Genomic DNA, 24,521 nt, shown 5'->3' with positions numbered 1-24,521 from the left:
AATGTGCCAGGATGTTGGTCTGAGAACCATGAAGCGGAGAGGACGGCGAGATGAAAGATACAATGATCGGGGTGGATCTGGCAAAACATGTTTTCCAGCTTCACGGAGCTTCGATGACGGGCGAGGTCCGGTTTCGCAAGAAGCTGTCGCGCCCGCAGTTCATGAGGTTCATGGCTGAACACCCGGCTGCGGTGGTCGTCATGGAGGCTTGCGGCGGCGCCAGCTACTGGGCGCGCGAACTGGGAAAGATGGGGCATGACGTCCGGCTGATCGCCCCACAATATGTGAAGCCATTTGTGAAGCGGCAGAAAAACGATGCGGCCGATGCCGAGGCGATCGTTGTTGCGGCGCAGCGCCCCGAGATGCGCTTTGTGCCGCCGAAGACCGAAGAACAGCAGGCAAGGGCGGTGCTGTTTCGGGCGCGCGAGCGGCTGGTGCACCAGCGCACCGAGCTGACGAACGCATTGCGCGCCATGATCTATGAATACGGACATGTCGTACCGCAGGGGCCGGTGCACGCCAAACGCATCGTCGAAATCATCGAGGCCCCGAACAGTGATCTGCCGGAACTGGTGCGCGAAGAGGGGCGCGACCTGCTTGAACAGATTGCCGAGAAGACCGCCCGCATCGATGCCAAGACGCGCAAGATCGCAGCCTTGGCGGCCCAGACCACCGCCGCGCGCAGGCTTCAGACGATGCCCGGTGTCGGGCCGATGACGGCGCTGGCAATCGAGGCCTTTGCCCCGGCGATGGGAACTTTCAAATGCGGGCGTGATTTCGCCGCATGGCTTGGGCTTGTGCCGAGGCAGATGTCATCGGGGGGCAAGGAGCGGCTGGGGCGCATTTCCAAGGCGGGGCAGTCCGACATCAGGCGCTTGCTGATCATCGGCGCGATGTCGCGACTGAACTGGATGGGAGCCAGGTCGATCCGCGAGGGGTCGTGGCTGGCCCGGCTGCGCGAACGCAAGCCGAAGATGCTGGTGGCGATTGCGCTGGCCAACAAGATGGCCCGGGCGATATGGGCCATGCTGACGAAACAGGAAGATTACAGAGATCCGGTACCGGCTGGCGCTGCGTGAACAGCGCGACGCGACCATCGGCGTGATGCCGGTACAGGAGGTGTGAGAGAGCGACGACCCGAATGGGCATAATGATCGAACAGATCTGGATCGGGAAAACCAGGAACAAGTTGAGGGCGATCAAGCCCGGCAGTCAGATTTGGACCCGATCCGCGGATCACCATACCGGCCAGCAGCTTCTGACATGGCTGCACCCAAAGGCCTGACAGAAGTTCGCAATCGATCACATGCGCAAAAGGGGCAAAAACTCCTTGCACCACGGGCGGCAACCACAGAAGCTTGTTGTCGGCGATGCGGTAGGCACGGCGCTGCGCATCGCTCAGATGCGGCATCACGATTACCGGCACGGTCGCAATGCCAAGCTGCGCTGCCGCCAGCACCCGGCCATGGCCCGCGATCAGCTCGCCATCCTCGGCCACGAGGCACGGCACCGTCCAGCCAAACTCGATCATGCTGGCGGCGATTCTGGCAACCTGTTCGGTGCCGTGCTGCTTGGCATTGCGCGCATAGGGGCGCAGCCGCTCAAGCGGCCAGTGCGCCACCTTATCGGGCGCGAAGGTCAGGTCCATTTCGGGTCCGTTGATTTGGCAGGTTTCTGTGTGCCGCGCGATCAGCCAGAAGGTCTGCGGTAGCAGATCGAGGCTGGCATGGCGGATGGTGGCGGTGGGTATGCCGCGCGGCGCGAGGTTGCAGAGCCTCGGCGAAGGCTTTGGCCGGAGCAGGCGCAGGCGCGGATTGTGGCCGAGTGCCTGCAGCCAGACGTGCGGTTTACCGAACCATCATCGCCAGACAGCGCGGCTTAAATCAAACGCACGCTCGGCGACCAGTTCAGCGCAACCGATGAAATTCATTTCAGGCCGAACGCCGCTCGTCTTCCGCCGCCATTGGAAAACGCACCCAGAACGTGGTTCTGACATTCGGCGCTGACTCGAAGCCGATCTGCCCACCCATTCGTTCTACGAGGCCCTTGGAAATTGCCAGCCCAAGGCCCGAGCCCTCGCGGGCGCGCGTCGAATGCTCGGCTTGCTGCGAAAACGGCAGAAAAATCCGGTCGCGAAACTCGTCCGAAATGCCCCGGCCGTGGTCGGTGACCGAGACGGTGCAGGTCTCATCCAATCCAACCTCGATGCTGCCATCGGGCGGCGCGAACTTCGCCGCGTTCGAAAGCAGGTTTGTAATGACCTGTTTCGCGCGCAAGGGATCGGCGCGCACCCAAAGGTGTTTTCGGACGGCATCAAAGGTGATGTTGACGCCGAACTTCGACACGAGGGGTTCGATTTCCTCGACGGATTGTTTCACGAGGTCAACAACGTTGACCACCTCCAACTGCAGCGAGAGCTGGCCGGAGTTGAGCTTTTGAAAATCGAGAAGGTCGTTGACGAGATGCAAAAGCCTGTCGCTGTTCCGGCGGGCGAGGCCGAGCAGCTTTTCCGATTGGCCGGGAAGCTCGCCCAGGCCCTGCAGCAAGCTAAGCGCACCATGCACCACCGTAAGCGGCGTTCGCATCTCATGGCTTATGGTCGCCAGGAAATCATCCTTGAGTTTGGCAAGCCGATTTTTCTCTGTGATGTCGATCATCTGCGCGACGATCCGGGTCTGCTCTGACGTATTTCCACGGATCTTCGACATCCGGACAACAAAATCCACTTTGGAACCGTCGGGTCGTTCATATTGCTTCTCGGCAGTAAAAGTGCTGACCTTTCCATCGATGAGCCCCTCAACCTCGGTGCGGAGTTCCGCCATCATCTCGATGTTGGCCAATCTCCACAGGCTTCGATCGCGTAGCGTGCCTTCAGGATACCCCAGCAGCCTGTAACAGGCAGCGTTCAACAACAGGAACTTTCCGGACAGCGCCAACACCGCCATCGCAACAGGTGCATTGACAATGAGCGACGCAAGCTCGGCCTCTTTGGCTTGCGCCAAATCCACTGCGTTCTCCAGAAGCGTGATATCGGTCATCGTGCCGAGCAGTCGGACCGCTTTACCCGTGCTGTCGCGCTCGGTCGCCCTCAGAACCGAGCGCATCCAGCGCCAGTCGCCGTCGCGTCCCAGCATTCGATACTTTGCTTCAGACTTTTCGATCTTGCCGTCGATGCATTCAGCGTCGGCGGCAACGACCCTTTCCAAGTCGTCAGGATGAACCCGCTTGCGCCATTCTTCATCCGAGTCGAGCCCGCCGGAATTGGATATCCCGACCAGTTCTTACCACGTGTCGGACGCGATCCCGGTGCCCTTGCGCAGGTCAGATTCAAAGACGCCGATCTGGCTCCCCTGCAAGGCCAGGTTCCAGCGTTTTTCCTGTGCCTTCAATGCGTTCTCTGCATCGACCCAACTCGTAGCGTCGTTGAACATCACGATATTGAGCCATCGCCAGTCATCATTAACGAAGGCACTCTGTCGAATTTCGTATTTGTTGACGCCGCCCTGTATCGAATGCAGCGCAATGCTATCGCGACCGGCATCCGGATGAAAAATGCGTAGTAAAAGATCTCCGCCAACAACAAGGGTGCCGGGCAAAATCGAGGAAATCTTTGCGCCAGCCAGTTTGCCGCCCGAGCTCAGAAAAATCGCCTCAGCGCTTTTGTTGCAAAACACCACAGTCCCGTGTTCGTCCACCACAAGGACGCCGACAGGAGCGTTTTCGATGATCATGCGAAACATTGAGACCTCCGAAGACGCTGCCCACTGCGCCCAGACGCGCGCCGCTTCTTCCCGCTCCAGAACCCCTACTTGCTCCACCGATCCGGGAAACCCAGGTCGCCAAGAAAAGCCATTCAGCGTGTGCCTTCAACTTCAACTTATCGTTGTAAGGGCATACACACTCACGCTCTTCTCGCAAGAAAAATCGGGTGCGCTAAATGGCAGCGGGCTAATAGCCGCCGGATCCAGTGGATTCCTGCGGCAGAATCCACTTTGCACGCCAGATCGCCCAAGCGCATCCGCCAAGCATCTGTTTTGACGTTGATATTAGGCAATCACTTCTAGCTTGGTGGCTTCGGGGTGGCTTCCTTTATTTTCGCCCTGTCGCTAGCGAAATGCCGCGCTGCGCCCCCCCGCATGCGAATGGGGCCGGGGAGGAACCATGCCAGGGGGGGTAACGCAAAACGCCCGGAGGGTGACCTCCGGGCGCAAATCTTCGATGGTCAAGGTATGAGTCAAGAGGGGCAGGGTTGTCAATGGGGTTCTGAACCGCGGTTGTGACCGCCGAGCCGCGGCGGCCTAGCCTGCCGGGAACGGCCCCGCGCCTTCAGGTTACGCGCATGATTTCGCCGGTATCGAGCGTCTTGACGTAGTCCACCGCCTCGCCGTTCCAGTGATAGGAGAAATGCGCGCCCCGCGCCGGGATCGGCACCACATCGGGCCAGAAGGCGCCGATGCACATGCCGCCCGCAAAGCGGACGCTTGGCCAGACGATACCCACGGCCCGGAAACGCGCCGCGCAGGTGGCACCTTTGCCAGATCACCTATACCGGCGCGAATGCGCGGGTTGAATTTGGCCTCGGCCGAAGCCAGCGCCTCCCAATCTGCCGGGTCGCGTAGCTGGATGATAATGCGCTTATGGGAACCAATCAGGCAGGTGCGCGTTGTACAGTCGGAGCCTCGCCAGGAAAATGCCGATGAAAATAGTTCCTAGACTTCTTGCGGTCGCCTTGGCGGCCTTCGTGCCGTCTATGCATGCCGCCGCTGCGTATGCCGAGACAAATGGGTGCCCGCCAGGCCTAGCAAAGAAGAACCCGCCCTGCGTGCCTCCGGGTCAGGTGGGCAAAGGAGTGCCGGCCGATCAATGGCTGTACCGAGATCGAACCGGCGACGTGGTCGGTCGGGATGCCCTGATTTTTTTGGATGACTATTGGCGCTATTCCCTGCCGCGACTGCCCTACGGCCAGCGTTACGCGGTCGTCGATGATCGGATTGTGGTGATCGATCCAGAAAGCTACCGAATCCTACAATTGATCCGGGTTTTCCAAGCGCTCACCGACTGAGAGGTCGGGGGTCGGGCGTGCAGCATCCCGCCTCCCCACCCGTTCGCCATCGCCGCACGACACAGCCTACGTTTTAGGCTGACGACGAAAGGCCTCTATCCCGGTGCCTAGGGGAATAGGCAAAAGCAATAGAGTAGATGAACCACGCTGAATCAGCAGAACGCAAAGAGTTCAGAGTGGTGCAAATACTTGTGAAATTTCGGCAAGTAGTCCTGCAGGAAAATGGAATACTGCCTCAAATTTGAAATGAGTATAATGTCGATTTCAATCCAAACTCTTGTCGGTTCGGCGCTTGTTGCAGTCCCCTTTAGCATAGCCCAGGTTAGTGCGGTAAACGCACAGGACTTGCAAAGCTTCGCCGTGATTGCCGGCCAGACACTGACGAACACCGGGCCGACAACTATCAACGGAAATATAGCGATCAGCCCGGGAACATCCTACACTGGAAGCGGCAGTGTTACGCAGGCAGGCGGAGCAGCGTACCTTGGGGATGCCGTTGCGGGGCGCATCCAGAGCGAACTGACTACGCTTTACACGGTCCTGGCAGGGCGCCCGGCGTCAGTTGACCTGACAGGTCAGGATCTTGGCGGCATGACCCTGACTGGTGGTGTCTACAACTTTGACTCATCCGCAGGTCTCGCGACAAATCAGACATTGACGCTGGATGCCGGCGGCGATCCGAATGCGATTTTCATCTTCAACATTGGAAGTACCCTTATCGCTGGAAGTGATTCTTCAGTGGTACTCGCGAATGGGGCACAAGCTGGGAATGTGTTCTACCGGGTCGGTAGCTCCGCAACGCTGGATACTTCATCCAAGCTGGAGGGCCAGATCGTGGCGCTAACCAGCATTACGCTAAATACCTCCTCCTCTATTACCTGTGGCTCCGCTTTTGCGCGTAACGGGTCAGTGACACTTGACAGCAATACAATCCAGATTTGCACGCTGGCGGCAAATGGGTTTGATACGGCCGTCGACAATTCGCTATTGACTGAGAACGAACGCTCGGTTTCCGAGGCGTTATCGAATTATGTGGCGAATGGCGGCGTGCTTCCTATCGGGATAGCCATTCTGGCCGCCACCCAAACCCCCGAAGAACTGGCCCTGAGCCTTGGGCAGATGTCTGGTGAAGTCTCGACCGGTGTTGCTCCGACGGGCATAGACTCGATGAACGCCTTTCTTGACGCCGTGGCAGGCTCTGGCCAAAAGCCACGCGGTCAGGTTATTGCCCCGCGCGACCAAGGTGTTCCGATCGGCTTGGTGCGGGAAAAGATCGATGGAGCCTACACCGGCAAGTATGGATCTGAAGCACCGAACCCAGCCGAGCAGGCAATTGCCTATCCTGCGATGCTGGCCGAACAGCCAAGCCTCTGGAATGCTTGGGCGTCGGCGTACGGCTCTCGCAATGCGACCGATGGAGATGCAAGCGTCGGCTCACACGACCGGGCCTCAAAGAACAGCGGCATTGCATTCGGTTTGAACTTCTCGCCAAGTGCCGGCAAAGATTTTGGCATCGCACTTTCCCGAAATAACGCGGACTTTACGTTGAATAATGGTTTTGGATCTGGCACCAGCGATACAGTATTTGCGGCTCTTCGTGGTCGGACATCATCTGACCGTGCCTATCTTGAAGGCGTCCTTGCCTTTGGGCGGAGCGACATTACGACCGATCGGACTGTCACGATTGCTGGAACGGACCGGTTGATTGGTGCGACAACGGCCGACACCGTCGCGGCGCATATAGAAGCCGGCTATCACATGGGCGTGTTTACGCCGTTTGCAGGCGTACGCGCGCAATCCTATACCACGAAGGCATATTCAGAGACTGCGGCATCGGGTACCTCAAGTTTCGCTCTCCAGTATGATGAACACACCACAACCTCGCTTCGCACCGAACTGGGAGTGGATATGCAATGGCCCACCGACCAAGTCGGAAGCGGAAATACCACATTCGGGCTGCGCGCGGCTTGGGCGCACGAGTTTGCTTCGAATGAACCGGGTACCAGGTCGTTCCTGAGCGTTCCGGGTGTGATCTTCCCGGCATCCGGTGCGACCCGTGAAAGAGACGCTCTGATCTTGGCTGCGAGCGCGGGGATGGTGGCGTCCAACGGTTTCTATGTCGACGGCGCGGTCAATGCGGAAATTACCAGAAATTCCCGTGATTTCGGCGGATCGATTACCGTGGGCTACAGCTGGTAGGGCAGATACCTACTGTGACCAAGTTACTTGATCCCGACAGCACTCAGAAAATGATGGCGGACAAGGCGCCAGCTTAGGCTCAAGTTTCAAGTGCAACACCCAGCGCCCTGTGGGCGTAGGATGTTGCGATGGACAGACGAAGCAAGCACCTCAGCAGCGAGGAACGTGGCGTGATATTCGCCGAGCACAGTCGGGGCAGCAGCCAGCGGGCGATCGGGGAGCTTCTGACCCGCCCGGCGAGCACGATCTGCCGCGAATTGGCGCGGGGTCGGCGGGACGACGGCACCTGTTGCCCGCAAGCGGCGCGGCGTGTCTACGATGTCCGCCGCACGCGATGCCGCCGCCCGCGCAAGCTGGTTGAGGGCGGCGAAATCCATCGGTTCGTACACGACCATCTCGTTCATCGCCGCTGGTCACCTGTTGGTCAGCGCCCCGAGCTCGCGGAATGCGGCCCCACCTTTCAATCTGATCAACTGCCCTGCGCGTGAATTCCAGAACCCCCGCGTGCCAGCCACGGCCGCGCCTTCGGCATCGCCGCCGTCACCTCGACCTCGCGCAGCATGCCACCCGCGATCAACCCCTCCCGTACCCAGCCCAGCGCCCGCCACCAATCGCCGTAGCCGCGCCGCGCGGAGGCGATTTGCTTCGGGTGTGGCCTCCAGGCGACGGGGCAGGCCAAGACCTCGACGGTTCGCCAGCGCCCGCGATGCAAGACGCGCTCGATGCCGACCACGATGGTGGCGGCCCGTTCGCCATGCTGGTTGCTCCTGGTCTCAACCGGCACGCAGCGCGGCACGGCACCCGGCATCCAGTCCGGTGTCAGGCCAGCCCGCGCCAGCTCTGCCACGCGGATCGCCATACGCTTGCCGCCGAGGCTATCGGGCAGCCCGGCGACGGTGGCGGCAATGACTTCGGCATCCGGGTGGGTGTAGCTGCCCATCTTGTGCTGGCCGCCGTCGATCTTGCAGCCGAGCTCGGCGCGTTGCAGCAGGACGTATTCGAGGCCAAAGCCGAAACCTTCCTCAGTCACGTCCTTCGGCAGCTCCAGCTCCAACTGCGCCTTTTCCACCCGGAATGCCCATTCCAGCGCCGCCTGCACGCCCAGCGCACGTTTGACCTTTGTCCCGCCCGTGCGGCCGATCCGACTGTGGAAACTCATGGCTGAAATCCCTCAAACAGGGACATCTGCGCCGGGCGCTGGGCCTGGTCCGTCGATCGCCAGATCCACGGGCCCGAGGCCATGGGCAGCTGCGAGAGCGCGCCACGCATGTGCCGCTGCCAGAGGGTGAACTCCGTTGCCGAGCAGGCGCAGAGCGCGTGCCCGATGGGCCAGCCCATCAGCCATCCGACGAAGAGCGGGTTCAGCCGCCGCTTTGAGCGGCCCTTCAGGATCCGCCGCGAGACGACGCGCCCATGCGAGGCAATCATCGAAGCCCACAGCGGGCGCGAGATCGGGGCGTGATGCGAGGGTCGCAGCCCATGCGGCGAGGTCGCCGGGTCCGGGTGGGTGAAGCCCTGTTCCGCCCGGTAGTGCAGGATATCCATCCGGCTCTTGCCGTCGGCCCGGGTAATGCTCGCCTCGGAGCTGCCCTTCCAGTTCTGCGCGGCCGGGGTCGGCCATTGCGCCACCGTATCGTTCAGGTTCTGCGACCAGCCCTGCGCTCGTTTGCGCAGCTGCCGCTTGCATCCCGGCGTGTCGCCTGAGCGGAAATCCCGCGCTTGCGGGCTTGGCCATTGCGCCGCCTGCGCGGGCAGGGGTGGGGTTCCTCCCGAGCCATAACTCTGGCCCGGCCCACCCTTCGCGCCATCCGTCGCCTTCGGCGTCGACCAGTTGCTGATGCCCAGCGCCAGCGCTTCCGCCTTGCGGGTGAAATCGCTGTTGCCAGCTGGGTTGTAGCGGTCCGTGCCCGGATGCAGACTCATCGGTGTGGGCCAGGATGAAGATGCGCAGCCGCTGGTGCGGCGCACTGACCTCTGCCGCGCTGAACAGGCCCGCCGCAGGCGTGTAACCCATGCCCCAAAGCTCTCGCAGGACGGATTCAAGGCCGAGGGTGACATGACCGGCGACGTTTTCGAGAAAGACCCACTCGGGGGAACATTCCCCGATGACGCGGGCGACCTCGGGCCAGAGGTGGCGGGGATCAGCGGCGCCGCCGCGCTTTCCGGCACCGCTGAAGGGTTGACAGGGATACCCGGCCAGCACCGTGTCGAAGGTGCCGCGGAAGGGCCGGGCATCGAAACTGCGCAGATCGTCCCAGATAGGCGCCGCAGCGAAATACTCGGCGTGCTGGGCCGCAATGAGAACGGCACGCGGCCAGTCCTCCCATTCCACAAAGGCGCGGGTGTGGTAGCCGGGCTCGGCGAGCATGACGCCCAGATCCAATCCTCCGCCGCCTGCGCAGAGGGAAAGCCCGTGCCGGGGACGTGACACCACGCCATTCACCGCACCCCTCGCATCCGCAGGCGTTCGGGGGTGACCAGACCCCGCGCCAGCATCGCGTCGCGCATGGCATTGCTGATCGTGTTGGCGGGTAGGAACCGGTCGGAGTTCACGAGGTCGGCGAAGAAGGCGGCCAGTTCATCGGGGCCGGGCCGTGGGGCATCATCGCGCTTGCGCACCCGCCTGGGTTTCTGACCACTGGATTGTGCCGCCGCCAGCGCGTCGAACTGGGCGGCACGTTCCATCACCCGGTCGAGCGCCTTGGGGCCATCTGGCGGCTTGGGGTGGGCATTGCGGCTGACCTCTGCCGCTTCAATGATCCGATCCTCGCTCAGGCCCAACTCGTCGCGCCAGCGCCTGACATGCTCCTTTGGCGGCCAACCTTGCCACCAAGCTGGCAGCTCCTGGCGGGGGGCAAAGCCCAGCACGTTCAGCAACGCCCCGAAGAATTCCTCGGAAACCGCATCGCGCGCCTGCGCGCCTTCCTCCTCCTTTACTGGTTCTCTTAAAGGTTCCCTTACAAGGTTAGTGTCCAGATTCTGGACACGGGATTGGCAATTTTCTGGACACGGCCCGGCCAAAAAACCCGACACGGGTCCGTGTCTGGATTCTGGACACGGTTTTTCGCCCCCAACCCGATCTAACGCGCTGGAATCGTGAATTTCCTCGCCATCTGGTCCGTGTCCGGAATCTGGACACGGACCAGCGCCCGCAGCACCTTCCTGCCCCAGCCCGAAGTCGTCCTCGAACGCCAGAATGTAGCGGGTCGACATCTGCCGTCTGGTGCCGGGGTCGATCCGCCGCTCGCGCCGCAGCAGGCCGCGCGCTTCCAGCAGCGTCAGGTGCGAATTCAGCGCGGCGCGGCTGATCTCGCAATCGTGCGCCAGCCTGTCCTGGGCGGGAAAGCAGCCGAAGTCGGGGTTGTGCCGGTCGCTGAGATGCCAGAGCACGATCTTGGTGGTGGGCTTCAGCCCGCGCTGCCGGATTGCCCAGTTGGTGGCAAAATGGCTCATGGCGCAGTCTCTGCCCGGCGCTGGGCAAGACCGCATCGATCCGCCCAGCGAAACAGATGGTCGGGCACGGTGATGTCGCGCAACAGGCAGACCCCGCGCACCGCCTGATACCAGCGCGCAGGCATCACGTTTTGCGAGATCGCCCGCGAGATTGACTGCTGGGCAAAGCCGGTCTGCTCGGCAAAGCCTTGCCTTCCGATGGCATCGATGAATTCAGATACGGTGTCCATGCGCAAAATACTACGCAGATTGCGTAGAGTGCGCAATACGCGAGATGCAGAGTGCGCTACGCAAAATGAATAGCTAGGATGCCGCCATGCTGGAAGAGATGGAAGATCAACCCGAAGCTGTCGGCACCCGCCTGCGCCGGGTCCGCGAGATTCTGGGGCTTAACAAGCGCCAGTTCGCTGAACATGCCGGCCTGACCGAGCAAACCTATGGCCCGTTCGAGAACGGCAAGCGCCCGCTATCGCTGGAAGCCGCAAAAAAACTGCGCAAAACCTACGAATTGACCTTGGAGTTCATGTATTTCGGCAAGATCGACGATTTGCCGCACAGGATCACCAAGGAACTATAGGGCAGCCCCTCTGTCAGATCGACCCAGAAATCCAAGGGCAACCCGGATAATTTCCGGGCTTCCTTGAGCAATTTCAACCGTTCCTCCGAATCATCCATGGCAGCACCGTGTGTTCCTGTTTCGTTTTCATATCACAGCTTGGCGCTTTGACCCTATGACAAGCTGTAGCTATGCAAAATGCGTAATAAGTATCTTGATACTTCGCAATATGCGTAGTATGCCTGCGCTCAACGAAATGCGAAGCAGCACGAGCACAGCACCATGCACGAGAGCCTTGTCCATCACCCGCTGCGGCACCTGATCCACACGGTCAAGAGCTTGCCTGAGGCCGATCGCTTCCAGGCGCTGGCCTCGGCATGCCTGCGCCACGGCGGCACCCTGATCCCGCCCGGCACCGCCAGCCACATGTTCGAGGTCTCGGTGCTCGGCGCCTATGCCCGTGGGCCCAGTCGGGCTGAACTCGTCCGAAGCTGGCTCGGGGCCGCCTCAGGGCAACTCCCCCATGCGCACGAAAGCGGAAATGGCGTCGAAAGACCGGTGCCGCCGGGCCTCATCACCGGCGGCGGCATCCCCGTCGAGGTCAAGGTGCGGCTGCGCTGCGGCACCACCACGACGCTTCAAACCATGATCAGCGCTGAAACCACCGCCGCGCAGTTGCACCGGGTTGTCGTGCTTTCGACCTGGCCCAGCACGGTGCCCGCCGGTGCGCGGGTGCTAGCGGTCATCTTTCGCAGGGCATCATGACCGGTGCCGCGGGCTTTGCACATATCGGGTTCCGCGTCGGCAAAGCCTTGAAACAAAATAGAAAAGAGCCGCAAAAAAACGACTGGACTTGGACCGGCATTCCACGCCTGAACTGACTCGAGGAGAACCACATGAGTGCACCAAAATCAGAACAGCTCCGCAAGGCGATCCGCGCCGCCGAGGAGGCCGGCCAGACAGTTCACCGCGCGATCCTGCGACCCGATGGAGAGATCGAGCTGTTTCTGCAGGGCAGTGTGCCGGTCGACGAATTTGAGCTGACGAGCTTTGGCAAGCGATGATGCGCGTCTGGCCCCCCAATTTCCAATCCGGCGCCGGTGCAGGCGTTTTCGCCGCCCAGCGCGCCCGCGACCTTTCGGAGGCCAAGCGTGAACCACAGTGATTTGCCGTTTCTGCGCAAAAGGGCAGGGCGCAGCAAGATCTACTGGTACTACGAACGCGACGACCGGCGCACCCCGCTGCCCGCGCCGGACGCCCCGGATTTTCTGCAACAATACGTGCTGGCAAAGCGGGGCGGGCATAAGCCCAAGGGCAGCGAGCGGACCTTCAAGCTCCTGATCCTTGAATATCGCCGCAGCCCGCGATGGCAGCGCCTCGCGTTCCGCAGCAAGGTTGACTACGACAAGGTTCTGGTCTGGGCCGAGGATACATTCGGCGATCTGCGCCCCGAAAACATGGAACGCCGCCACGTGATCCGCGCGCAGGCCGAAAATGCCGCACGGATGCGCTTTGCCAATTACATCGTCCAGGTGCTGTCGGTGCTCTTTGAACAGGCGATCGACCTCGGCTGGATCACCCATAACCCCGCCAAGGGCATCCGGCTGCTCAAGAGCAAATCCGACAGCATGCACCGGCCCTGGCCAGATGCCATGATCGACGCCTTTACCGAAGCCGCCCCGTTCGGCAGCGTGCCGCGCACGGTCTTTGAGCTGGCAATCGGCACCGGTCAACGCATTGGCGACGTGCTGCGAATGTGCTGGGACCATATCGAGGACGACGGCATCACGGTGAAACAGGGCAAGACCGGAACCCGGCTCTGGCTACCCTTCACGCCACGCCTTCGGGCCTACCTTGAAGCGCTGCCACGCGTTGGCGCGACGATTGCCACCGGGCCGCACGGCAAGGCCCTGAACTACCAGGGTGCCGCGCAACCGATCATGGTGGTGCGCCGCAAAATCGGCGCGGTCGCCTACACCATCCACGGCTGGCGCTACACGGCGGCATCACATCTCGCGGCGGCGGGTGCCACCGATGAAGAGCTGCAAGCGATCACCGGCCACAAGAGCCGGGCGATGGTGGTGAAATACGCCGGCGCCCAGCGCCAGCGCGCAAGGGCCGTGTCCGCGCAAGCCAAGCGCGAGATAGGGTAGGGGCGCCGTTCGCGGCCCTATTCCGGCCATCGAGCGTCACGCTCTCAACTAACGGAGCCGTCGAACGCTTCCTTGACAATGCCCTCTGCCAATTCAACCTCGTCATCGGTAAGCTTGGCGAATTCACCATCCCGACGCTTGCGCCCGAGCTTACCCCGAGGAAAGCGACCAAAGCGGCCCGGCCCACAAGCTCTGCACCTTCCGGTAACGGCTCATCTTGGAATAACGCCGGCGTCTGTAGCGGAACATCCATCTGTCGAAAAACCTTCATCAGTGTCGAAAGTCGGCTCAAGAATTGCCGCACTGTCGAAAATCGACCTAATTGCAAAAGCGTCGAAAAGCACGCATCGGAGCGCCCCCCTCGGACTGGACCACGGGCGAGCGGCCACCAAATAGAAAGCACCCGCTTTGTGCTCCCTTACCCCACACCCACCGCGAGGCGGCGCCAAAGCTGTCGGGCAAGCAAGTCGCGGCGGACCAAATGCCGATAATGAACCGGGCGGCCTGGAGATTCTTCCGGCCAAGGGTCGAAGGTGCACCATCAGAAAATGACGTCCCGGCAACCCGTTCGGGGTGCCGATACTGCGCAATTTGCGCAGTCTCTGTGCCGCGCCACTAACCTTCGTTGACCTCGCCAGCAACGGCTCTGAGCCGACCGTCAGAAGCGCGTCGGCCGTTGCCAGCGCCGCCTGCGCAAACTGCGCAATTTGCAGAGTCGCCTCCGAAGCGGAACAAAGAAAAAACGCCAAAGTGAAACCAAAGTGAAACCGCGACCGTAACTAATAATAGGGGTGCGCCCAAGTCTTTGAAATGTTTGGAGGCGGGTACCGGAATCGAACCGGTCTTCACGGATTTGCAATCCGCTGCGTAACCTCTCCGCCAACCCGCCAGCCCTTCGAGGTTGCAAAGACATAAAGGAAGGGCGGGGGGGGTGCAAGGGGCAGCACACCGGTCGGCGGCACCGAACCTGCTTGCACCACCGCCGGCGATGCGGTGAAAGTGGCGGTGCAGGTGCGGCCGGGCAGGGCGCGCCATGGGTCGCGCCGCTGGGGGATTGAATGCTGGGGTGGTTACTGGCGGCGGTTTCGCTGCTTTGGGTGCTGGCGGAACGCAAAACCACGCGCAGCGATGGCACGTTGGTGAAAACCCACCCCTACCGGCAGATGCTGCCCTATCTTGCGCCCAAGCCGAACAGCGCCATCACCTATTACGATGAATATGTTCAGGCCGAGCAGTTACTTGCCTATATCGAGGCCTCGCGCGAACTTGGCAAGGATGTCGATGTCACCGATTGCCTGCTCGCGGCAATCGCCGTGGCGCTTGACGAGGTGCCCAGGCTCAACCGCTTTCTGGTCGGGCGCAGGCTCTATCAGCGCCACGCGCGCAAGCTTTCGTTTTCGGCGCTGCGCCGCAAGAAAGACCGTGGGGCAGAGGTTTCAGGGGTGCACCTCACCGTCGATGATGGCTGGGTGTTCGACGATCTGCACCACGCCGTGCAGCGGCTGATTGCGGTCGAGCGTTCGGGGCGGCGTACCTATACCGACAGCGAGCTGCGGCTGACGCTGGCGCTGCCGCGCCCGCTTCTGGCGCTGACCGTGGCGGTGCTGAAATGGCTTGATGCGCACAACCTTCTGCCGGCATCCTTCATCGACCGCGACCCGCTTTATTGCAGCGCCTTCCTCGCCAATCTGGGCAGCATCGACATGCGCCCCGGCTATCATCACCTCTACGAATGGGGCAATTGCCCGGTGTTCGTGGTGGCCGGCAAGATCGCGCCGATGCCGATGGTGGAAAATGGCGCGGTGGTGGTGCGCCAGGTGCTGCATCTGCGGCTGAGCTTTGACGAGCGCATCGACGACGGGCTGAACGCCAGCGACGCGGTGAACGCCGCAAAGGCGGTGCTGGAACATCCGTTCGCGCGGCTCGGCTGCCTGCGCGCCGACGGCAGCGACAGGGTGCCGCTGCATGCGCCACCACAATTGCCGCGCGTCGGCTGAGGGCGGCAAGGCCGGGGGGCTTTCCGCCCCCCGCAACCCCCCGGAGGATATTTGCCCTGAAGCAGGCGTCAGTTGCCGCGCGGCTTGGCGCGCAGCGTCGGGGCGGCATCAAGCGGGTTTTCCGGCCAGGGGTGGCGCGGGTAGCGGCCGCGCATGTCGCGGCGCACATCGGCATAACTCGAAGCCCAGAATCCGGGCAGGTCCTGCGTCAACTGCACCGGCTTGCCGCCGGGCGACAGCAGCGTGAGCCGGAGCGGCAGGCGGCGCGGGCCGACGGTCGGGTGGTCGCGCTGGCCGAAAAGCTCTTGCAGCCGCAGCGCGATTGCCGGGGCCTCGCCCTCGTAATCGATCGGCACCGCCCGGCCGAGCGGCGTGGTGAAATGCGACGGTGCGAGCCGGTCAAGCGTCTGGCACCGGGCCGGGCCGAGCAGGGCGCGCAGCGGCTCGGTCAGATCGAGCGCGCGCAAGTCCGCCTCGCTGCGGCGGCTGCCCAGCCAGGGGCCAAGCCAGTCGTCCGCCGTGGCCAGCAGCGCCGTGTCCGAGACATCGGGCATGTCCGCCCCCTCGCGGCGCAAAAGCGCGATGCGGGCGCGCAGGCGGCGCGCGGGCTCGGAGAAGCTGAGTCCGATCTGCCGCAGCCCCGCCAGCGCCGCGCTGGCAATCGCCCCGGCGGGCGGGTCTGGCCAGGGGGTTTCGTTCAGCACCAGCGCGCCGAGCCGCTCTTGCCTGCGCGCCACCACCCGGCCCTCGCGGCGCGACCATTCGCACAGATCGACGCGCTCGATCCGGGCGGCGAAAAGCTGGCGCAGGCTGGCTTCGGGCAGCTCCACCGCCTGCCTTATCCGCGCCTCGCGCGGGTCGCCGTCAAGCGCGGTGGCCACGATCAGCCGGGCACGGGCCAGCGGCTCGGCGGCATCGAAGACCGCGCCCTTGCCGCCCGAAAGCACATAGCGCGGTGCCGCGCCCTCGCGGCGCAGGCCGATGCGGTCGGGGTAGGCAAGCGCCGCCATCTCGGCCAGCGTCAGCGCCAGGCGCGGCGGGGTAACCAGCCGCGCCAGACGCTTTGCCTCGCTGCGGGCACGTTCGACCACGCCGCGCTTGACCCGTTCGGGGTGTTCGGCCTCGAACCGGGCCGGGTTTTCGGTAGCGGCAAGGCGCAGCGCAAGCTCGGCACCGGCCCCCGGCCCGAGCGGGTCACGCTCTGCCATCAGCGCGGCAAGCGGGGAGGAAGCCGGTCCCGCCAGTACCAGCATATGCGCCAACCGCGGGTGCAGCGGCAGCGCTGCCAGCGCGCGCCCATGCGGCGTGATCCGCCCCGCGCCATCGAGCGCGCCCAGCCCCGCCAGAAGCGCCCGCGCCTCGGCCAGAGCCGGGGCCGGGGGCGGGGTGAGAAAGGCCAGATCGCCCGGCTCCGACCCCCAGGCCGCCAGTTCCAGCGCCAGCCCGGCAAGGTCGGCGGTTTCGATTTCTGCCGGGGCAAAGGCGGCAAGCGCGCCCTCCTCGCCACGCGACCAGAGCCGGTAGCAGAGGCCCGGGGCCAGCCGCCCGGCGCGGCCCTGCCGCTGCGTCGCCTCGGCGCGGCTGACCCGCTCGGTGACCAGCCGGGTCATCCCCGAACCGGGGTCAAAGCGGGCGCGGCGGGCGCGGCCCGCATCGATCACCACCCGCACATCCTCGATGGTCAGCGAGGTTTCCGCGATGGCGGTGGCCAGCACCACCTTGCGCCCCGAAGCTGCCGGGGCGATGGCGGCGCGCTGGGCGGCAAATTCCATCGCGCCGTAAAGCGGGCGGATCGCCACGCCTTGCGGCAGGCGCGGGGCAAGCAGGGCTGCGGTGCGGCGAATCTCGGCCTCGCCGGGCAGGAACACCAGCACCCCGCCAGTGGTTTCGCCCAGCGCTTCGACGACCTCTGCCGCCACCGCCGCCTCCAGCCGCATTCCCGCCGCCACGGGCCGCGCCAGCCAGCGGGTCTCCACCGGGAACGCGCGGCCCTCGCTGACCAGCACCGGGGCCGCGTCAAGCAGCGCTGCCACCGGCGCCGCGTCCAGCGTGGCCGACATCACCACCAGCGCGAGGTCGGGGCGCAGCGCCGCCCGCGCCTCCCATGCCAGCGCCAGCCCGAGGTCGGCATGCAGCGAGCGTTCGTGGAACTCGTCAAAGATCACGCAGCCGATGCCGCTGAGCCCGGGGTCCGATTGCAGCATCCGGGTCAGGATGCCTTCGGTCACCACCTCGATGCGGGTCGCCGGGCCCAGCCGCGCCTCGCCCCTGATCCGGTAGCCCACGGTCTGGCCGACCGCCTCGCCCAGGGTCTCGGCCAGCCGCTCGGCGGCGGCGCGCGCGGCAAGGCGGCGCGGCTCCAGCATGACGATGCGGCCCGCCACTACGGGCAACAGCGCCAGCGGCACCCGCGTGGTCTTGCCCGCGCCGGGCGGTGCCACCAGCACCACGCGCCCCGCCTCGGCCAGCACGCGCGCCAGCTCGGGCAGGATCGCATCAATCGGCAGGGCGGGCGTGAACATGCCGCCTTATGCCCCGCGGCGGCGCATGATGCAAAGGGGGCCGCGCCGCGCCCCCCCCCCGCCTGGCGAAATGCTGGACTTTCGCAGCCGGATGACTAACTACCCCTGAAACCGGTCCGGCGCATGCCGGGCATGAACGACTGGGAACCTGCAATGGACAACATCTTGGCGCAAGAGTCGGGTCAGCAGTTTCGCGCGGCATCGGATCTGCTCAACCGGAACTGTTTTTGCATAACGCTCGACCGCGAGGCGCTCCATGCGGCGTTGCAGCGGGAAACCGGCGATGCCAGGTTTTTCGACGCCCATGTGCGCACCCGGCCACATCTCTTTTCCAACGTCCCGGTGTTCTTGCCAGTCGAAGACATCGCCGCAATGAGCAGGATCGTCGCGGCGATCGAGGCGGCAAGCCTGCTGCCTGGCTACCAGGCCGCAGCACTTGCCAGGGCACCCGCACTAGCGCTGCCCGATCACGGCCCGATCGGTGCCTTCATGGGCTACGATTTTCATCTGGGCAGCGAAGGCCCGAAGCTGATCGAGGTCAACACCAACGCGGGCGGGGCGTTTCTGAATGCCTTGCTTGCCCGGGTGCAACGGGCCTGCTGCGACGAGATGGAAGCGGGCTTCGATCTGCGCCGGAGCGACGGTTTTGAGGCCGCGGTCATCGCCATGTTCCAAAGCGAATGGCGGCGGCAGGGCCGCAGCGGCGATCTCGGGCGCATCGCGATTGTCGATGATCGCCCCGGCGAGCAGTATCTCTACCCGGAATTCGTGCTTGCCCGGCAACTGTTGCGGCGCGGCGGCATTGATGCGGTTATCGCCGACCCGTCCGAGCTTGGCTTCGCCGAAGGCAAGCTGCGCATCGGCGGCAGCGAGATCGACCTTGTCTATAACCGGCTGGTGGATTTTTCGCTGATGGAGCCGGGGCATGAAGCGATCCGGCAGGCTTACGAGGCAGGGGCTGTCGTGGTCACGCCGAACCCGCACAACCACGCCTTGCTGGCCGACAAGCGCAACCTCACACTGCTTTCGGATGGCGCGACCCTGGCGCAATGGGGGCTGGTGCCGGAGCATCTGGCCGCACTTGCCGACGGCATCCCCGAAACCCGCCCGGTCACGCCGCAAAGCGCGGATGCGCAATGGGCGGCGCGCAAACATCTGTTCTTCAAGCCGACCGCTGGCCATGGCGGCAAAGCCGTTTACCGGGGCGACAAGCTGACCCGGGGCACCTGGGCCGAGATCGTCAAGGGCGGCTATGTGGCGCAATCTTTCGCCGCACCGGGCGAGCGGATGATCACGCTCGACGGCGCGCCGGTTGCCCGCAAGATGGATGTTCGGCTCTACACCTATGCCGGGCAATTGCTGCTTGCGGCGGCGCGGCTCTATCAGGGGCAGACCACCAACTTCCGCACCCCCGGCGGCGGTTTTGCCCCGGTGCTGGTCGCCTGAAGGCGGTAATGGCTAGCGGCGGCGCAGGTAGCCGGGGCCAAAGATGGTGTCGGTTTCGATCAGGTTCACCCGCAACATGCCATCGCCCACCGGCACATAGATCAGCCGGAAGGCAAAGCTCACCTTCTCGGCCATTTCCTTGTCGCTGAACCCGGCAAGGCGGCGGTATTCGCCGGTGCAGGCAACGCCATCCGCCTCGGGCACCGGCTTGGAAAGCGCGATCTGCGAGCGGCGCATGCCGTCGAAAAGATGCACATCAAGCGTGCAGGCCTCGGCGGCGGGCACATCGCGCAAAGTCGCGTAGAGCGCGGTCAGCGGGTCCACCGTGCCGCCCTGGGTATCGGGTTTCACATCGCCGGTCTGCGGCGGGCGCGGCGGGTTGTAGGTTTTCACCTGCGGCACGCCGCCGCGATATTCCATCACCGATTCCGATACCCGCCTGCCGGTATCGGCAACCTCGCTGTAGCGCGCTGGCACATAGCGACCATTGCGCAGCCGCCCCGAGGCTTCGGCATCATAGCGCACCTTGGCCACCAGCCGCACGATGCCTGCACTTTGCAGCGTGCCGCTGGCGCGGTAATTGCCGCCCTCTACCGCGCCGGTCAAGGTCAGCCGTCCGGCGCGCAGGCCCTTGAGCACCACATCGAACACGATCAGGTCGGTCTGGTCGGCCGCCGGAGCCGCCGCCGGGCCAAGCACCAGAACCGCCGCCAATGCCGCCGCCACAATGCGGCCGAATATCGGTTTACCCAAGTTCACCCGTCACGCCCCGTTGATTGCCCCGCAAAAGCGGCTCAACCACTGGACATACACGGCCCGATGCGGGCATGAAACCCCTGAGACCCTCACGGATGATGACGGTTTTGTCACCGGCGGCGACAAGGAGCCGAGGATGCAGCGACCCGATCTTGCAAAAGCCGTGCTGGCGGGCGACCGCAGGGCTTTGGCGCGCGCCATAACGCTGGTTGAAAGCAACCGTGCCGACCACCGCGCCGATGCCGTCAAGCTTCTGGAAACGCTTGCGGGTTCTGGCAGGCAGGCGCTCCGGATCGGGCTTTCCGGCACCCCCGGCGTCGGCAAATCGACCTTCATCGAGGCTTTCGGGCTGATGCTCACCGGGCAGGGCCTGCGGGTTGCCGTGCTCGCGGTTGACCCCTCGTCGGCGCGCTCCGGTGGCTCGATCCTCGGCGACAAGACGCGCATGGAGCACCTCAGCCGCGATCCGCTTGCCTTCATCCGCCCCTCGCCCAGTCAGGCGCAGCTGGGCGGCGTGGCGCGCCGCTCGCGCGAGGCGGTGGCGCTTTGCGAGGCCGCGGGGTTCGATGTGGTGCTGATCGAAACCGTCGGTGTCGGCCAGTCTGAAACGCTGGTGGCCGACATGACCGATATTTTCGTGCTCCTGATGGCCCCTGCGGGGGGCGACGAATTGCAGGGCGTCAAGCGCGGCATCATGGAAATCGCCGACCTGATCTTGGTCAACAAGGCTGACGGCGATCTGAAACCCGCCGCGCTGCGCACCCTTGCCGATTACGCGGGCGCGCTGCGCCTGCTGCGCCGCCGCCCGCATGACCCCGCGGGCTTCCCCAAGGCGCTGCCGGTTTCGGCGCTGGCTGCCGAGGGGCTGGCCGAGGCCTGGGACGAAATGCAGACGCTCGCCGCCTGGCGGCGCGAAAGCGGCCATTTCGCCGCCCGCCGCGCCGAACAAGCCCGCGCCTGGTTCGAGGCCGAAGTGCGCGCGGGCCTGCTCGCCCGCCTCACCACCGACCCCGCGACCCGCAAGGCGCTCTCCACTCTGGGCGATGCTGTGGCCGAGGGAAAGGCAACCCCGGCGGCGGCGGCGGCGGAGATGCTGGCAAGGCTGGGGTAGGCTTTCGGGTGGGGTATTCTTGGCCGATTTGCCCCGTGGCAAGTCGGGGCGCGCCCGCCGGGGGCCGGCGCGCCCCGAATAACAACCACCTGAGCTAACGGATAACCCCTTGCCTTCCGGCTTGCGCCTCTCAGGCAATCGGTCCGTGGATCGGTCCACCGGACCTTCGCCGACCCGGCCCTCTGCACCCCCCGATCCCCCCTTTCCCGGCCCCGCAGGGCAGGCTATACGGCCCGCCATGACCCAGCTCAATCGCATCCGCAATTTCTCCATCGTGGCCCATATCGACCACGGCAAATCCACCCTTGCCGACCGGCTGATCCAGTCGACCGGCACCGTGGCCGACCGCGACATGAAGGCGCAGATCCTTGACAGCATGGATATCGAGCGCGAGCGCGGCATCACCATCAAGGCGCAGACGGTGCGGCTGGAATACAAGGCCCGCGATGGCCACGCCTATATCCTCAACCTGATCGACACCCCCGGCCACGTTGACTTTGCCTATGAGGTCTCGCGCTCCATGCGCGCCGTCGAAGGCTCGCTCCTCGTGGTCGATGCCAGCCAGGGCGTCGAGGCGCAGACGCTGGCCAATGTCTATCACGCGCTCGACGCCGGGCACGAGATTGTGCCGGTCTTGAACAAGATCGACCTGCCCGCCGCCGAACCCGACCGCATCAAGCAGCAGATCGAGGATGTGATCGGGCTTGATGCCCACGACGCCATCCTGATTTCCGCCAAATCCGGCCTCGGCATCCCCGAGGTGCTGGAGGCCATCGTCACCCGCCTGCCCGCGCCAAAGGGTGACCGCAGCGCGCCGTTGAAGGCAATGCTGGTGGATAGCTGGTATGACGCCTACCTTGGCGTGGTCGTCATGGTGCGGATCATGGATGGGGTGATGCGCCGCACCGACCGTATCAAGATGATGCAGACAGGCGCTGCCTACGGCATCGACCGGCTTGCGGTGCTGAAACCGCAGATGGTCGAGATCGCCGAACTCGGCCCCGGCGAAATCGGCGTTTTCACCGCCTCGATCAAGCAGGTCCGCGATACCCGCGTGGGCGACACCATCACCCATGAACGCCACCCCTGCACGACGCCGCTCCCCGGCTTCAAACCCGCCCAGCCGGTGGTATTCTGCGGCCTGTTCCCGGTTGACGCCGCCGATTTCGAGGCACTCCGCGAGGCGATCGAAAAGCTCACCCTCAACGACGCCTCCTTCACCTCGGAAATGGAAACCTCGGCGGCGCTCGGCTTTGGTTTTCGCTGCGGCTTTCTTGGCCTTCTCCACCTCGAAGTGGTGCGCGACAGGCTGGAGCGGGAATATGACCTTGACCTGATCACCACCGCCCCCTCGGTGGTCTATCACCTGCACATGCGCGACGGCAGCCTGCGCGAGCTGCACAACCCCGCCGACATGCCCGACCTGACACTGGTCGATCACATCGAGGAACCGCGGATCAAGGCCACCATCATGGTCCCCGATGATTACCTCGGCGATGTGCTGAAGCTTTGCCAGGACCGCCGCGGCATCCAGCTCGACCTCACCTACGCAGGCTCCCGCGCCATGGTGGTCTATGACCTGCCGCTGAACGAGGTGGTGTTCGATTTCTACGACCGCCTCAAATCGGTCTCCAAGGGCTACGCCAGCTTTGACTACGCAATCACCGGCTACCGCGAGGATTTCCTCGTGAAAATGTCGGTGCTGGTGAATGATGAACCGGTCGATGCCCTCTCGATGATGGTGCACCGCGACCGCGCCGAACTGCGTGGCCGCGCCATGGTGGAAAAGCTGAAAGAGCTGATCCCCCGCCACATGTTCAAGATCCCGATCCAGGCGGCAATCGGGTCGCGCGTGATCGCGCGAGAGACCTTGAGCGCCATGCGCAAAGACGTGACCGCGAAATGCTATGGGGGGGATGCGACAAGGAAGCGGAAGTTGCTGGACAAGCAGAAGGCGGGCAAGAAGAAGATGCGGCAGTTCGGGAAGGTGGAAATCCCGCAAAGCGCGTTTATCTCTGCGTTGAAGATGGATGGGTGAGGGGCTACAACCCTGCCAAAATTGTTGACAATGCTCCAACGCGCGAAAGCACTATGGGAACGTCTGATTAACGGCTTCGGCTTCGCCGAGATGGCCGTCTGAGCGTCGCTGGGGCACCTTTTTCGGGCAAATGGCATCGATTTTGCGGTTTCGGAGCCGCATCCGCGGCGGCGCGCCCGCTTTCGGGCAGACTGGTCCTCATGCCATAAGCTTTCGCCGGACCAGGAACAGGTTGCCGAGCGCGAACAGCGTGAAGAGCTGGGCGCGGTTCTTGGCCAGCCCGCGGTAGCGCGTCTTCACGTGGCCAAACTGCCGCTTGATGACCCGGAACGGGTGCTCGACCCTGGCGCGCACCATGGCGATGATCCGGTTGATGCGCTCGTCGAGCGGGTGCAACTCGCCACCCTTCGGGGCCTTGCGCATGACGCCCCAGACCTTGCCCGGCCCCTGGAATGCAGCCTCATGCTCGGCGCTGACATAGCCCTTGTCGGCCCAGACAGAGGTTTCCTCGCCGTGCAGCAGTTCGTCCCAGACCTGGCTGTCATGCAGCCTGGCGGTCGAGGTGTCCATGCTGTGAACCGTGCCGCTGTCCGCATCCACGCCGATGTGGGCTTTCATCCCGAAATACCAATCATTTCCCTTCTTTGTCGACGACATCTCGGGGTCGCGCGCCCCCGCCTTGTTCTTCGTCGAGGACGGTGCGTCGATGATCGTCGCATCGACCAGGGTGCCCGAGCGCAGGGTGATCCCCTTGTCGGCCAGATGCGCGTTCACCGCGGCGAAGATCGCTTCGGTCAGCCCGTGCCGCTCCAGAAAATGGCGGAAGTTCAGGATCGTGGTCTCGTCCGGGATCCGGTCGTCGCCCAGCTCGATCCCGGCGAACCGGCGCATCGCCTCGCTGTCATACAGCGTTTCCTCGGCCATCGGATCGCTTAAGCAATACCAGTTCTGCAGGAAATAGACCCGCAGCATTGTCTCCAGCGCCATCGGTGGGCGTCCCCCCTTCGGCCCGGCCTTCGGATAATACGGCTCGATCAGAGCCAGAAGGCGACCCCACGGCACCACCGCATCCATCTCCGCCAGGAACTGCTCGCGCCGTGTCACCTTCTTCTTCATCGCATCGCGCAGGCCGGGAAAGGCGGGTTGTTTCAGCATCGGCAAGCCTCCTCGTGGGGATGCCCAAGCCTATCAGATCAGGCGGAAAGTGGCAGGTTTTTCAGACGTTCCT

Annotated in this window: 22 protein-coding genes, 1 tRNA gene and 2 pseudogenes; 12 read left to right on the top strand and 13 right to left on the bottom strand. The window is 63.9% G+C overall.

Going from position 1 to position 24,521, the window contains the following annotated elements:
* The first annotated feature begins 50 nt into the window (after window positions 1-50).
* A complete protein-coding gene (locus tag Q8J98_RS03070; protein WP_305185256.1) occupies window positions 51-1,079 on the top strand; it encodes an IS110 family transposase in 1,029 nt (342 codons plus the stop codon).
* Between the two features lie 275 nt (window positions 1,080-1,354).
* Here the strand turns inward: Q8J98_RS03070 and Q8J98_RS03065 are convergent.
* The 4 genes and pseudogenes from Q8J98_RS03065 to Q8J98_RS03050 all read right to left on the bottom strand — a co-directional run.
* Window positions 1,355-1,648: pseudogene (locus Q8J98_RS03065) on the bottom strand (ParB/Srx family N-terminal domain-containing protein); the annotation flags it as partial.
* Between the two features lie 283 nt (window positions 1,649-1,931).
* Window positions 1,932-3,269, bottom strand: coding sequence for an ATP-binding protein (locus Q8J98_RS03060; protein WP_305293109.1), 1,338 nt, complete (start codon window positions 3,267-3,269; stop codon window positions 1,932-1,934).
* Between the two features lie 12 nt (window positions 3,270-3,281).
* The gene (locus tag Q8J98_RS03055) at window positions 3,282-3,740 is read right to left on the bottom strand and encodes a PAS domain-containing protein (RefSeq protein WP_305293092.1); all 459 of its coding nucleotides are present in this window, start codon (window positions 3,738-3,740) and stop codon (window positions 3,282-3,284) included.
* Window positions 3,741-4,326: 586 nt separating this feature from the next.
* Complete coding sequence (locus tag Q8J98_RS03050; protein WP_305293091.1) at window positions 4,327-4,461, bottom strand: hypothetical protein; 135 nt, start codon at window positions 4,459-4,461, stop codon at window positions 4,327-4,329.
* Between the two features lie 235 nt (window positions 4,462-4,696).
* On the opposite strand from Q8J98_RS03050, the gene Q8J98_RS03045 reads away from it, so the two are divergent.
* From Q8J98_RS03045 to Q8J98_RS03035, 3 genes are all read left to right on the top strand, one after another.
* Window positions 4,697-5,062, top strand: coding sequence for a hypothetical protein (locus Q8J98_RS03045; protein WP_305293090.1), 366 nt, complete (start codon window positions 4,697-4,699; stop codon window positions 5,060-5,062).
* Between the two features lie 222 nt (window positions 5,063-5,284).
* The gene (locus Q8J98_RS03040) at window positions 5,285-7,261 is read left to right on the top strand and encodes an ice-binding family protein (RefSeq protein WP_305293089.1); all 1,977 of its coding nucleotides are present in this window, start codon (window positions 5,285-5,287) and stop codon (window positions 7,259-7,261) included.
* 128 nt (window positions 7,262-7,389) lie between these two features.
* Window positions 7,390-7,749, top strand: a complete 360-nt coding sequence (locus Q8J98_RS03035) for a helix-turn-helix domain-containing protein (protein ID WP_305293088.1) — start codon at window positions 7,390-7,392, stop codon at window positions 7,747-7,749.
* Here Q8J98_RS03035 and Q8J98_RS03030 read toward each other — a convergent pair.
* The 5 genes and pseudogenes from Q8J98_RS03030 to Q8J98_RS03010 form a co-directional block, all read right to left on the bottom strand.
* A complete protein-coding gene (locus Q8J98_RS03030; protein ID WP_305293087.1) occupies window positions 7,731-8,420 on the bottom strand; it encodes a hypothetical protein in 690 nt (229 codons plus the stop codon). The genes Q8J98_RS03035 and Q8J98_RS03030 overlap by 19 nt on opposite strands.
* On the bottom strand, window positions 8,417-9,184 hold the full coding sequence (locus Q8J98_RS03025) for a DNA methyltransferase (RefSeq protein WP_305293086.1): 768 nt from the start codon (window positions 9,182-9,184) through the stop codon (window positions 8,417-8,419). The genes Q8J98_RS03030 and Q8J98_RS03025 overlap by 4 nt, the downstream gene beginning before the upstream one ends.
* 49 nt (window positions 9,185-9,233) lie before the next feature.
* A pseudogene (locus Q8J98_RS03020) lies at window positions 9,234-9,629 on the bottom strand (DNA cytosine methyltransferase); the annotation flags it as partial.
* 71 nt (window positions 9,630-9,700) lie between these two features.
* Window positions 9,701-10,714 (bottom strand): helix-turn-helix domain-containing protein, encoded by a 1,014-nt coding sequence (locus tag Q8J98_RS03015; RefSeq protein ID WP_305293085.1) that lies wholly within the window; start codon window positions 10,712-10,714, stop codon window positions 9,701-9,703.
* The gene (locus Q8J98_RS03010; protein ID WP_305293084.1) at window positions 10,711-10,944 is read right to left on the bottom strand and encodes a hypothetical protein; all 234 of its coding nucleotides are present in this window, start codon (window positions 10,942-10,944) and stop codon (window positions 10,711-10,713) included. Before Q8J98_RS03010 ends, Q8J98_RS03015 begins: the two co-directional genes overlap by 4 nt.
* 86 nt (window positions 10,945-11,030) lie before the next feature.
* On the opposite strand from Q8J98_RS03010, the gene Q8J98_RS03005 reads away from it, so the two are divergent.
* The 4 genes from Q8J98_RS03005 to Q8J98_RS02990 all read left to right on the top strand — a co-directional run bounded on the left by Q8J98_RS03005 (window position 11,031) and on the right by Q8J98_RS02990 (window position 13,423).
* Entirely contained in the window at window positions 11,031-11,291 is a 261-nt protein-coding gene (locus Q8J98_RS03005; RefSeq protein ID WP_305293083.1) for a helix-turn-helix domain-containing protein, read from the top strand.
* A 261-nt stretch (window positions 11,292-11,552) separates the two neighbouring features.
* Window positions 11,553-12,035 carry a hypothetical protein gene (locus Q8J98_RS03000; RefSeq protein WP_305293082.1) on the top strand — a complete coding sequence of 161 codons (483 nt, stop codon included), beginning with the start codon at window positions 11,553-11,555 and terminating at the stop codon, window positions 12,033-12,035.
* A 131-nt stretch (window positions 12,036-12,166) separates the two neighbouring features.
* Window positions 12,167-12,334: a hypothetical protein gene (locus tag Q8J98_RS02995; protein WP_305183419.1), complete on the top strand. Its 168-nt coding sequence runs from the start codon at window positions 12,167-12,169 to the stop codon at window positions 12,332-12,334.
* 87 nt (window positions 12,335-12,421) lie between these two features.
* Complete coding sequence (locus tag Q8J98_RS02990) at window positions 12,422-13,423, top strand: tyrosine-type recombinase/integrase (RefSeq protein WP_305293081.1); 1,002 nt, start codon at window positions 12,422-12,424, stop codon at window positions 13,421-13,423.
* 815 nt (window positions 13,424-14,238) lie between these two features.
* Here Q8J98_RS02990 and Q8J98_RS02985 read toward each other — a convergent pair.
* A tRNA-Cys gene (locus tag Q8J98_RS02985) sits at window positions 14,239-14,312 on the bottom strand.
* A gap of 169 nt (window positions 14,313-14,481) precedes the next feature.
* On the opposite strand from Q8J98_RS02985, the gene Q8J98_RS02980 reads away from it, so the two are divergent.
* Complete coding sequence (locus tag Q8J98_RS02980; RefSeq protein ID WP_305293080.1) at window positions 14,482-15,420, top strand: 2-oxo acid dehydrogenase subunit E2; 939 nt, start codon at window positions 14,482-14,484, stop codon at window positions 15,418-15,420.
* Between the two features lie 68 nt (window positions 15,421-15,488).
* Here the strand turns inward: Q8J98_RS02980 and hrpB are convergent, their stop codons facing one another.
* Window positions 15,489-17,942 carry an ATP-dependent helicase HrpB gene (hrpB, locus tag Q8J98_RS02975; RefSeq protein WP_305293079.1) on the bottom strand — a complete coding sequence of 818 codons (2,454 nt, stop codon included), beginning with the start codon at window positions 17,940-17,942 and terminating at the stop codon, window positions 15,489-15,491.
* A gap of 132 nt (window positions 17,943-18,074) precedes the next feature.
* Between hrpB and Q8J98_RS02970 the strand changes: the two genes are divergently transcribed.
* The gene (locus Q8J98_RS02970; protein ID WP_305293078.1) at window positions 18,075-19,388 is read left to right on the top strand and encodes a hypothetical protein; all 1,314 of its coding nucleotides are present in this window, start codon (window positions 18,075-18,077) and stop codon (window positions 19,386-19,388) included.
* Between the two features lie 12 nt (window positions 19,389-19,400).
* Here Q8J98_RS02970 and Q8J98_RS02965 read toward each other — a convergent pair whose 3' ends face one another.
* Complete coding sequence (locus Q8J98_RS02965) at window positions 19,401-20,141, bottom strand: DUF3108 domain-containing protein (RefSeq protein ID WP_305293077.1); 741 nt, start codon at window positions 20,139-20,141, stop codon at window positions 19,401-19,403.
* A 139-nt stretch (window positions 20,142-20,280) separates the two neighbouring features.
* On the opposite strand from Q8J98_RS02965, the gene meaB reads away from it, so the two are divergent.
* Both meaB and lepA read left to right on the top strand, forming a co-directional pair.
* Window positions 20,281-21,255 (top strand): methylmalonyl Co-A mutase-associated GTPase MeaB, encoded by a 975-nt coding sequence (gene meaB, locus Q8J98_RS02960; RefSeq protein ID WP_305293076.1) that lies wholly within the window; start codon window positions 20,281-20,283, stop codon window positions 21,253-21,255.
* A gap of 238 nt (window positions 21,256-21,493) precedes the next feature.
* Window positions 21,494-23,293 (top strand): translation elongation factor 4, encoded by a 1,800-nt coding sequence (gene lepA / locus Q8J98_RS02955; protein ID WP_305293075.1) that lies wholly within the window; start codon window positions 21,494-21,496, stop codon window positions 23,291-23,293.
* Window positions 23,294-23,491: 198 nt separating this feature from the next.
* Here the strand turns inward: lepA and Q8J98_RS02950 are convergent, their stop codons facing one another.
* On the bottom strand, window positions 23,492-24,445 hold the full coding sequence (locus Q8J98_RS02950; protein WP_370868050.1) for an IS5 family transposase: 954 nt from the start codon (window positions 24,443-24,445) through the stop codon (window positions 23,492-23,494).
* Window positions 24,446-24,521: the final 76 nt, after the last annotated feature.

This window comes from Phaeovulum sp., assembly GCF_030684035.1.
In the GTDB taxonomy this organism is placed as follows: Bacteria; Pseudomonadota; Alphaproteobacteria; order Rhodobacterales; family Rhodobacteraceae; genus UBA6213.
The sequence above is the reverse complement of the archived record's forward strand: the minus strand, read 5'-3'. Positions and strand labels throughout refer to the sequence as shown.

Coding starts and splice junctions, on each gene's coding strand:
- hrpB (WP_305293079.1), bottom strand. CDS start 17,942: ATGTTCACGCCCGCCCTGCCGATTGATGCGATCCTGCCCGAGCTGGCG.
- Q8J98_RS03025 (WP_305293086.1), bottom strand. CDS start 9,184: ATGAGTCTGCATCCGGGCACGGACCGCTACAACCCAGCTGGCAACAGC.
- Q8J98_RS03055 (WP_305293092.1), bottom strand. CDS start 3,740: ATGTTTCGCATGATCATCGAAAACGCTCCTGTCGGCGTCCTTGTGGTG.
- Q8J98_RS02970 (WP_305293078.1), top strand. CDS start 18,075: ATGAACGACTGGGAACCTGCAATGGACAACATCTTGGCGCAAGAGTCG.
- Q8J98_RS03070 (WP_305185256.1), top strand. CDS start 51: ATGAAAGATACAATGATCGGGGTGGATCTGGCAAAACATGTTTTCCAG.
- Q8J98_RS03030 (WP_305293087.1), bottom strand. CDS start 8,420: ATGAGTTTCCACAGTCGGATCGGCCGCACGGGCGGGACAAAGGTCAAA.
- Q8J98_RS03015 (WP_305293085.1), bottom strand. CDS start 10,714: ATGAGCCATTTTGCCACCAACTGGGCAATCCGGCAGCGCGGGCTGAAG.
- Q8J98_RS03010 (WP_305293084.1), bottom strand. CDS start 10,944: ATGGACACCGTATCTGAATTCATCGATGCCATCGGAAGGCAAGGCTTT.
- lepA (WP_305293075.1), top strand. CDS start 21,494: ATGACCCAGCTCAATCGCATCCGCAATTTCTCCATCGTGGCCCATATC.
- meaB (WP_305293076.1), top strand. CDS start 20,281: ATGCAGCGACCCGATCTTGCAAAAGCCGTGCTGGCGGGCGACCGCAGG.
- Q8J98_RS03050 (WP_305293091.1), bottom strand. CDS start 4,461: ATGTGCATCGGCGCCTTCTGGCCCGATGTGGTGCCGATCCCGGCGCGG.
- Q8J98_RS03000 (WP_305293082.1), top strand. CDS start 11,553: ATGCACGAGAGCCTTGTCCATCACCCGCTGCGGCACCTGATCCACACG.
- Q8J98_RS03035 (WP_305293088.1), top strand. CDS start 7,390: ATGGACAGACGAAGCAAGCACCTCAGCAGCGAGGAACGTGGCGTGATA.
- Q8J98_RS03005 (WP_305293083.1), top strand. CDS start 11,031: ATGCTGGAAGAGATGGAAGATCAACCCGAAGCTGTCGGCACCCGCCTG.
- Q8J98_RS02995 (WP_305183419.1), top strand. CDS start 12,167: ATGAGTGCACCAAAATCAGAACAGCTCCGCAAGGCGATCCGCGCCGCC.
- Q8J98_RS03040 (WP_305293089.1), top strand. CDS start 5,285: ATGGAATACTGCCTCAAATTTGAAATGAGTATAATGTCGATTTCAATC.
- Q8J98_RS02980 (WP_305293080.1), top strand. CDS start 14,482: ATGCTGGGGTGGTTACTGGCGGCGGTTTCGCTGCTTTGGGTGCTGGCG.
- Q8J98_RS03045 (WP_305293090.1), top strand. CDS start 4,697: ATGAAAATAGTTCCTAGACTTCTTGCGGTCGCCTTGGCGGCCTTCGTG.